General features: G+C 72.0%; 8 protein-coding genes and 1 tRNA gene. 7 read left to right on the top strand and 2 right to left on the bottom strand.

The window, feature by feature from the left end; translation table 11 throughout:
* Positions 1–241, bottom strand: a 241-nt coding sequence (locus AC08OP_RS15370) for a hypothetical protein (protein ID WP_476614827.1), incomplete at its 3' end; no start/stop codon positions are given.
* Positions 242–642: 401 nt separating this feature from the next.
* Positions 643–714: transfer RNA gene (locus tag AC08OP_RS15365), tRNA-Arg, on the bottom strand.
* Positions 715–787: 73 nt separating this feature from the next.
* Here AC08OP_RS15365 and AC08OP_RS15360 point away from each other — a divergent pair.
* The 7 genes from AC08OP_RS15360 to AC08OP_RS15330 all read left to right on the top strand — a co-directional run.
* Positions 788–1,174 (top strand): response regulator transcription factor, encoded by a 387-nt coding sequence (locus tag AC08OP_RS15360; RefSeq protein WP_462186535.1) that lies wholly within the window; start codon positions 788–790, stop codon positions 1,172–1,174.
* Between the two features lie 24 nt (positions 1,175–1,198).
* Positions 1,199–2,269, top strand: coding sequence for a DALR anticodon-binding domain-containing protein (locus tag AC08OP_RS15355; protein ID WP_476614826.1), 1,071 nt, complete (start codon positions 1,199–1,201; stop codon positions 2,267–2,269).
* Positions 2,270–2,384: 115 nt separating this feature from the next.
* Positions 2,385–3,845, top strand: a complete 1,461-nt coding sequence (gene lysA, locus AC08OP_RS15350) for a diaminopimelate decarboxylase (RefSeq protein ID WP_476614825.1) — start codon at positions 2,385–2,387, stop codon at positions 3,843–3,845.
* Positions 3,842–5,125: a homoserine dehydrogenase gene (locus AC08OP_RS15345; protein WP_476614824.1), complete on the top strand. Its 1,284-nt coding sequence runs from the start codon at positions 3,842–3,844 to the stop codon at positions 5,123–5,125. The genes lysA and AC08OP_RS15345 overlap by 4 nt, the downstream gene beginning before the upstream one ends.
* Positions 5,122–6,255: a threonine synthase gene (thrC, locus tag AC08OP_RS15340; RefSeq protein ID WP_476614823.1), complete on the top strand. Its 1,134-nt coding sequence runs from the start codon at positions 5,122–5,124 to the stop codon at positions 6,253–6,255. The genes AC08OP_RS15345 and thrC overlap by 4 nt, the downstream gene beginning before the upstream one ends.
* Positions 6,252–7,385 carry a homoserine kinase gene (locus AC08OP_RS15335; protein ID WP_476614822.1) on the top strand — a complete coding sequence of 378 codons (1,134 nt, stop codon included), beginning with the start codon at positions 6,252–6,254 and terminating at the stop codon, positions 7,383–7,385. The genes thrC and AC08OP_RS15335 overlap by 4 nt, the downstream gene beginning before the upstream one ends.
* Positions 7,386–8,156: 771 nt before the next feature.
* Positions 8,157–9,001: Rho termination factor N-terminal domain-containing protein (locus tag AC08OP_RS15330; protein WP_476614821.1), on the top strand; the 845-nt coding region annotated here is incomplete at its 3' end.

The following is a 9,001-nucleotide window of genomic DNA, read 5'->3' as shown; positions in this document are numbered from 1 at the left end:
AACTGTCTACTAAATCGGGAACGCTCCACCCAAGACCGTGCGGATCCGCGAAGACGTCCTCGAAGCCGCGATTACCGGTTTCTACGCCGAGCGTGTCTTCGGGCGTAGCCGGATCGCCCTGCTGACCGCGGAGCTCGCGACCTACGACAACCGCGCGACCCAGGAACGGGCGGTCGAGCGAGGCAGGCTTCAGAAGAAGATCGACGACCTTGGTCGCCGGCAGGCCAACCTGCTCCGCCAAGCCCAGGACGGCGACCCCGACGACCCGTTCACCCAGGGACTGCGAGCCGCCTACAACCAACTCGACACCGAACGCAGAACCGCTCTCACGAGGATCCAGGAACTCGACACGGCCGACGCCGCCGAACCCGACCAGCCAGGCCCCGACAGCCTCGCCCTCCTCGACGCCCTACCGACGCTCACCCTCACGCTCGACAAAGCCCCAGAAGCGCTCCAGCGACGCCTCTACGAGATCACCCAGCTCACCGTACACCTCGACCACGAGAAACAGGAGGTACACATGATGATCAAAATCCCGGTCGCAGACCTCGACACAGTCACCGACCTCGCGGAGGTGGCCGCCAACACCGCCGCAGCACGTACAACCACCACACGGCGCTCTCACCGCGTGGATGCAGTACGTGCCCCCGGCAGGATTCGAACCTGCGCACCCGCCTCCGGAGGGCGGTGCTCTATCCCCTGAGCTACGGGGGCCCCGGGTCAACGCGGCCTACGTTACCAGGACGGAACGCCGGATCGGGAATCCGGGTCGCCGTAAGCTTCCGGTGTGTACCCTGCCACCCCCCGAGTCCTCGTCGTCGACGACGACGCGGTGATACGTCAGCTCGTGGTCGTCAACCTTGAGTTGGAGGGCTTTGAGGTCCATACCGCCGTAGACGGCGTGGACTGCCTGGAGATGGTGCGCGAGGTCGCCCCACAGGTGATCACGTTGGACATCATGATGCCGAGGATGAACGGCTGGGACGTGGCCGCCCGGCTGCGGGAGGAACCGGACACCGCCGCCATCAAGATGATTATGCTGACTGCCCGGGCCCAGGAGGCCGACGTCAAGCGTGGGGTGCGGGTCGGGGTGGATTACTACCTGACCAAGCCGTTCGACCCGGACGAACTCATCGGCGTGGTCCAGCGGCTGGCTGCCGGCCAGCCGGTCTGACCCGGCGCCGATAACATCGCCGTCATGACCCCCGCCGATCTCGCTGACGCCATCGTGACGGCCATCGGCCGCGCGGTCGCGGACGGCGACTTGGACGTGACTGTGCCGACCGCCGTCACGGTGGAGCGGCCGAAGACGCCCGAGCACGGGGACTACGCATCCCCGGTCGCGCTCCAGCTTGCCAGGGCCGCCCGTCGTCCGCCGCGCGCCGTCGCGGAGACGTTGGCCCGGCGGCTCGCCACCGACAGCGAGCTCGCCGCCGTGGACGTCGCCGGCCCGGGGTTCCTCAACTTCCGGCTGGCCGACGCCGCCCTCGGGGAGATCGCCCGCACGGTGGTGTCGGCCGGTGACCGGTACGGCCGGGCGGTCAGGCCACGAGGTGTCCGGGTCAATCTGGAGTTCGTCAGCGCGAGCCCGACCGGCCCGGTGACGCTGGCCTCGGCGCGCTGGGCGGCCGTCGGGGACGCCCTGGGGCGCATCCTGCCCGCGGCCGGGTTCGAGGTGGGCACGGAGTACTACTACGACCGCCGGGCGTCCGAGCAGGCCCTGCACGACCTGGCCGACGCGGTCGGGGCCGACGCGGCGCGGTACTGGCTGGTCCGCTCTTCGCCGGATTCGGCGCTCGAGCTGGATCCGGACCTGATGGCCCGCCAGACCAGTGACAACCCGGTCTTCTACGTGCAGTATGCCCACGCGCGGATCAGCTCGCTGCTGCGCAACGCCGAGTCCCTGGGCCTCACGGCCGAGTCCCTGGGCCTCACGGCCGAGTCCCTGGGCCTCACGGCCGCGACCGAGCCGGTCGACGTCGCCCTGCTGACCCAGCCGCGGGAGGGTGAGCTGCTGCGCGCGCTCGGCGAGTTCCCCCGAGTGATCGAGTCCGCCGCGAGGCTGCGCGGCCCCCATCGGCTCGCCCGCTATCTCGAGGAACTTGCCGGGGTCTACTACCGGTTCTACGACTCCTGCCGGGTGCTTCCGCGGGGCGACGCCGAGCCCGGTCCGGCCACCGGTGCGCGGCTGCTCCTCGTGGCGGCAACCCGGGTGGTGCTCGCGAACGGCCTGGGACTGCTCGGGGTCAGCGCCCCCGAGCGGATGTGACGAGCGGTTGGTCCGACCGTCCGGGCGTCCGGGCGGGTTCGGGAACGAGCCGGTCGGAAAGCGTGAAACAGGCGGCATGAGGCAGGCCAGGCGGCCTGAGGCAGGCAGAGGCGAGATGAGCGAGATCGACAGCCCAGCGGTGGTGCCGTTGGAGGAGAATCTGTGGCCGGCCACGGCCCGGCTGGACGCCGACGGCGTGCTGCGGATCGGTGGGATCCGGGTCGACGAGCTGGCTGCCGAGTTCGGCACGCCGGCCTTCGTTCTCGACGAGGCCGACTTCCGGGCCCGGTGCGCGGCTTGGCGGCGGGCGTTCGCCGAGTGTGATGTCTACTATGCAGGCAAGGCCTTTTTGTGCCGCACGGTCGCTCGCTGGGTGGATGAGGGGGGCCTGAATCTCGACGTCTGTACGGGCGGGGAGCTCGCAGTGGCCCGCTCGGTCGGCTTCCCGGCGGATCGACTGCTCTTCCACGGCAACAACAAGTCCGTCGCGGAACTGCGGGCGGCCGTCGGCTATGGCGTCGGGCGGATCGTCGTCGACTCCTTCGCCGAGATCACCCGCCTGGCAGCCGTCGCCGCCGAGGCGGGCGGGTGCCAACGCGTGCTGATCCGCGTCACCCCGGGCGTGGAGGCGCACACACATCACTACGTCTCCACTGGGCAGGAGGACCAGAAGTTCGGGTTCTCGCTGGCCGGCGGGTCGGCGGCCGAGGCGGTGGAACGCGTGCTCGCGGCCGCTGGCTCCCTCGAACTCGTCGGCCTGCACGCGCACATCGGCTCGCAGATCTTCGACACGGCCGGGTTCGGCCTGGCGGCGCACCGCCTGGTGGGCCTGCTCGCGCGCATCCGCGACACCCACGGCCTCGAACTGCCCGAGCTCAACCTCGGCGGTGGCCTCGGCATCGCCTACACCGGCGAGGACGCCCCGCTGGAGGTCACCGACGTCGCCGAGCGGCTGACCGCCGTGGTCGGCAAGGAGTGCGCCGCCGCGGGCCTGACCGTCCCGCGCCTCGCGGTGGAACCGGGACGGGCCATCGTCGGGTCGACGACGGTGACCCTCTACGAGGTCGGCACCGTCAAGGAGCTGCCCGGGCTGCGCACCTTCGTCAGCGTGGACGGCGGCATGAGCGACAACATCCGCACGGCGCTCTATGACGCCCGCTACACCGCCCGGCTGGTCTCCCGGACCGGTTTGGCCACGACGCACGTCGTCACGGTCGTCGGCCGGCACTGCGAGTCTGGGGACGTCGTCGCCCACGACGTGCCGCTGCCCAACGACGTCCGGCCCGGTGACCTGCTGGCCATTCCCGCCAGCGGCGCCTACCACCGGTCGATGGCCAGCAACTACAACCACGTGGCGCGTCCACCGGTGATCGCCGTGCGCGACGGCGCGGCCCGGATCATCGTCCGGCGGGAGACCGAGGACGACCTGCTGCGCCTGGACGCCGAGCCGGGCTTGACTGTCGAGCCGGGCCTGACTGTCGAGCCGGGCCTGACTGTCGAGCCGGGCGTGGACGCCGGTCCGGGCCTGGACGTTGAGCCGGGCGCCGGCCCGGCCTCCCCGGAGGTGGCGCGGTGAGGATTGCGTTGCTAGGCTGTGGAGTTGTCGGCAGCGAGATCGTCCGGCTGTTGCAGGCCAACGCCGCCGATCTCGCCGCCCGGGTCGGGGCTCCCTTGGAACTCGCCGGGATCGCGGTGCGCAGGCCGGGCCGCGCCCGCACTCTCGACGTGGATCCGGCGCTGTTCACCGGGGAGGCGGCGGGCCTCGTCGCCCGGGACGACGTCGACATCGTGATCGAGCTCGTCGGCGGCATCGAGCCGGCCCGCTCCTGGCTGCTGTCCGCCCTGCGGGGGGGTAAGTCGGTGGTCACCGCGAACAAGGCCCTGTTGGCCTCGGACGGCGCGACGCTGCACGACGCGGCCGCCGCGGCCGGCACCGATCTCTACTACGAGGCCGCCGTGGCCGGGGCCATCCCGCTGATCCGCCCGCTGCGCGAGAGCCTGGCCGGGGATCGCGTGCACCGGGTGCTCGGCATCGTCAACGGGACGACCAACTTCGTGCTGACCCGGATGGACGAGACCGGCGCGTCGTTCACCGAGGCGCTCGCCGAGGCCGGTGCGCTCGGATATGCTGAGGCCGATCCCTCCGCCGACATCGATGGGTTTGACGCGGCTGCGAAGGCGGCCATCATGGCCCAGCTGGCCTTCCACTCCCGGGTAACGATCGACGACGTCTACCGGGTCGGCATCGGTGAGGTCACCACCGCCGACATCGCCAGTGCCCGGGAGCTCGGTTGCACCGTGAAGGCGCTCGCGGTGGCGGAACGCTCGGCCAAGACCGAGGGGATCAGCGTGCGGGTCCACCCGGCGATGATCCCGCGGACCCACCCGCTGGCCGGGGTGCGGGAGGCCTTCAACGCGGTGTTCGTCGAGTCCGAGGCGGCGGGCCAGCTGATGTTCTACGGCCAGGGTGCCGGCGGAGCGCCGACCGCCTCGGCGGTGCTCGGGGATGTGGTCGCGGTCGCGCGCAACCGTATCGCCGGCCGCCGCGGCCCTGGTGAATCGTCCTACGCCGCGCTGCCTGTGCTGCCGATGGGCCGTACCGTGACGAGGTATCACGTGAATCTCGACGTCACCGACAAGACCGGCGTACTCGCGACGGTCGCCGGGGCGTTCGCGCGTCACGATGTGTCCATCAGGAGCGTTCGTCAGGACGGCCGCGGCGACGACGCGAGCCTCGTCCTGGTGACGCATGCCGCCCCGGACGCGGCACTGTCCGCCACCGTCGAGGAGCTCCGCGGCCTCGCAGGTGTCCGGGCGGTGTCCGGCGTGATACGGGTTGAGGGAGGTGAGCCGTGACCACGACGTCATCCACACCGCTCGCGGACGAGCCGGCCGTGCCGGTGCTGTCCGCGGCGCCCGAGCGGCCGCATCGGCCGTGGCGGGGAATCATCGAGGAGTACCGGGACCGTCTGCCGATCGCGTACGACACACCCGTCGTCACGTTGCGTGAGGGTGGGACGCCCCTGCTGCCCGCGGCACATCTCTCCGACCTCACCGAATGTGAGGTTCATCTCAAAATCGAAGGGGCGAATCCGACCGGGTCCTTCAAGGACCGCGGGATGACGGTGGCCATCAGCCGGGCTGTCGGCGCCGGTTCCCAGGCCGTCATCTGCGCGTCCACCGGCAACACCTCGGCGTCGGCCGCCGCCTACGCGGCCCGCGCCGGCATCACCTGCGCGGTGCTGGTGCCCAGCGGGAAGATTGCCCTGGGCAAGCTCGCCCAGGCGCTTGTCCACGGGGCCCGGCTGCTGCAGCTCGACGGTTCCTTCGACGACTGCCTGCGGGTGGCGCGCGAACTTGCCGACACCTCGCCGGTCACCCTGGTCAACTCGGTGAACCCCTTCCGTCTCGAGGGGCAGAAGACGGCGTCCTTCGAGATCGTGGAGGCGCTCGGCCGGGCCCCGGACGTCCACTGCCTGCCGGTCGGTAACGCCGGCAACATCACCGCTTACTGGCGGGGCTACCTCGAGGAGAACAACCGGATCGCCAGCGGCCGCCCGCGGATGTGCGGTTTCCAGGCAGCGGGTGCCGCGCCCATCGTGCGGGGCGAGGTGGTGACCTCGCCACAGACGATCGCCACGGCGATCCGCATCGGCAACCCGGCCTCGTGGGGTCTCGCCGTCGAGGCGCGGGAGGCCTCCGGTGGTCTGATCGACGCCGTGAACGACCGGGAGATCCTCGCCGCCTACCGCCTGCTGGCCCGCAGGGAGGGTGTCTTCGTGGAGCCTTCCAGCGCCGCGAGCGTCGCAGGCCTGCTGAAGGCGCGGGCGGCCGGCCGGATCGAACCCGGCGAGCAGGTCGTGTGCACCGTCACGGGTAACGGGCTCAAGGACCCTGACTGGGCGATCAGCGGCGCGGCCCGGCCGGAAACGATCCGCCCGACCGTCGCGGGCGCCGCCGAGGCGCTGGGGCTGCGGCGCTCGTGACCACTCGGTTCTCCCCGCGTCCAGGCGGGACGGCAGCCTTCGCCGAGCGGGCCGGTCGGTCCGGGCCGGTCACCGCCGCCGACGGCGTGTCGCGGCGGGTCCGGGTCCGGGTGCCGGCGACCAGCGCGAATCTCGGCCCCGGCTTCGACGCGTTCGGCTTGGCATTAGGCCTGTATGACGAAGTCGATGTCGAGACGACCCGATCCGGCCTCACCGTCGACGTCGTCGGCACGGACGTCGTTGCCCGGGACGAGACGCACCTCGTGGTCCGGGCGATCCGGGCGACCTTCGACACCCTCGGCCGGGCGCAGCCCGGTCTCGCGTTGCACTGCGTCAACCGGATCCCGCACGGCCGCGGGCTGGGATCCTCGGCCGCGGCGATCGTCGCCGGGGTCGTCGCCGCCGCCGCGCTCGCGCAGCCGGACCTCGGGCCCGCCTTCGAGGCCGATGCCGTTTTCGACGCCGACGCGGACTCCGTGTCCGCGCCCGATGACGCGTCCGAGCCGGGCCCGGTGCCCGGCGCGGCGTCCGGAGCCGGCTTCTTCGGGCCTGCGGGCATGCTGCGGCTCGCCAGCGCCATCGAGGGGCACCCGGACAACGTCGCCGCGGCGCTGAGCGGGGGCTTCACCGTCGCGTGGCTGGACGGCGACGGTGCCCGGTCCCTGCGCGTCGATCCCTTCGCCGAGCTGAGACCCGTGATCTTCATCCCCGCGATACGACAGTCGACCGAGCAGTCGCGCGGGGCGCTGCCGAGCAGCGTTCCATTCGCCAACGCCGCCCGCAACCTCGGTCGGGCCGCGCTGCTGGCGTTGACGATGTCGGCAGCCGAGCCGGCCGCCGGGCAGCCGTCCCGACGTGCCGAGGCACTCCTGCGTGCCACCGAGGATCTGGTGCATCAGCCCTACCGGTTCCCCGGCGTCCCGGCGTCGGCAGACCTCGTCGGTCGGCTGCGCGGCAGGGGGATCGCGGCGGCCCTGTCCGGTTCGGGGCCATCCGTCATCGCCCTCGCCGTCGGCGGTGAACAGGCCGCGGCGGCGGTGGATGTGGCGGGTGCCGGGTTCTCTGTCGCCCCGCTGCCGGTGGATAGACGCGGTGCACGCGTCATCCGATGTCGATCCGCGGCGCCATGACCCGGTTGCCCGCGGTGGGATCCGCTGCGACGGCTGGCGCTGCGAGCTCCCGATTCGCGGTTGTGTGTCACATCGGGAAGTCCTGACGTCTCAAGGTTGTTGCCGAGGTGTCTGCCGCTGGATAGTCTGGTGACTGCACCCGCTGCCACCGCGGCGCGTGCTCGCTCCCGCCGTGCCGCTCTGGTCTCGCCAGATGGAACATGGTTCGGGGCTCCGGTGTATAAGCTTCGTCGTCGTTGCCTCGGCTCCACACCGGCACTCCCCAGGCGGGATCGGCGAGTTCGCTCGCGGCAGTCGGCCGCTGGCGCCGTACACGGGCGCGATGCTCGCCCATCCGGTGCTGTATACCCCTTCATCCGGCATGTGTGCAGGCGAAGAAGGTCCACAAGCAACGCCCGGCTCACCAGGAGCCAGTTCCTTCAGGGAAGGAAAACCTTGAGCGACACCACCAACGTGCTGCCGCAGAGCGCACGTGAGTCTGCGCCGCCCGTGACGCCTGCATCGCCCCGGGAGAGCGACTTGGCGGCGGGCATCTCGTCCGCAGACGCCATCTCGGCTGAGCCCACCGGGAACGCTGAGCCCACCGGGAACGCTGAGCCCACCGGGAACGCTGAGCCCACCGGGAACGCTGAGCCCACCGGGAACGGTGAGCCCACCGGGAACGGTGAGCCCACCGGGAACGGTGAGCCCACCGGGAACGGTGACTCGCGCGCAGGCCGTACCACCCGGACCGCTCTCCCCGCACCTTCTCCGGCCGGAGAAGGTGCGGCCGTGACCCGACGCCGCCGGCAGGGCACCGGTCTGTCCGCGATGCTGCTCCCCGAACTGCAGGCCAAGGCCTCGTCCCTGGGGATCCAGGGCGTAGGCCGGTTGCGCAAAGGCCAGCTCATCGCCGCGATCCAGAACCTGCAGAACAACGAGTCCGCGGCCGCGCCCGCCGCGGCAGCCCCAGCGACTTCTTCGGCCCTCGCGGCCTCCTCGGCCTTTGCGCCGCTCCCGGCGGAATCGGGGCCGGCCTCGTCCGCCGGACCGGTCCCGGCCGCGAGCGAGACATCTCCCGCGCCGCGGGTGTCCCGGCAGGCTGCCGGCCCGGACGGTACCGCTACCCGCACCCGTTCCCGTCGTGGGGCCTCTCGGGCGGCGGCGAGCCCCGCCGTCGAGCAGCCGACCCTGCCCGAAACGGCGGCCGGGGACACGGTCGTGGAGACCCGGGCCGGATCGGCTACGGATGCCCGGGCCGGATCGGCCGCCTCCGCCGTGGCTTCCGCCCAGCCGACCGTGTCCGCCCAGCCGGCCGTGTCCGCCCAGCCGACCGGGGCGCCCGCGTCGGCTCCGCCGGCCGCCGCGTCCCACCGTCAGACCGATGCCGGTCCCCGGAGCCGGGAGGACCGTCGGGATCGTTCCGCCGACAACGGCCGGGTGAGCGCGAGCGACCGTCAGGGCGGTGAGGCCGGTGGCGAGCGTGCCACGGCGGACCGCCAAGGCGCGGACCGTCGCTCCGGTACGGACCGTCAGGCCGCTGATCGTCCCAGCCGCGTGGACCGCACCCAGCAGGGTGACCGGTCCGGGGCAGAGCGTTCCGGCGGCGACCGGCCCGGGCAGGGGGGGCAAGGGGG

The sequence above is a fragment of the Frankia sp. CeRuru1 genome (genome assembly GCF_977966315.1).
The sequence above is the reverse complement of the archived record's forward strand: the minus strand, read 5'-3'. Positions and strand labels throughout refer to the sequence as shown.

Coding starts and splice junctions, on each gene's coding strand:
- AC08OP_RS15355 (WP_476614826.1), top strand. CDS start 1,199: ATGACCCCCGCCGATCTCGCTGACGCCATCGTGACGGCCATCGGCCGC.
- lysA (WP_476614825.1), top strand. CDS start 2,385: ATGAGCGAGATCGACAGCCCAGCGGTGGTGCCGTTGGAGGAGAATCTG.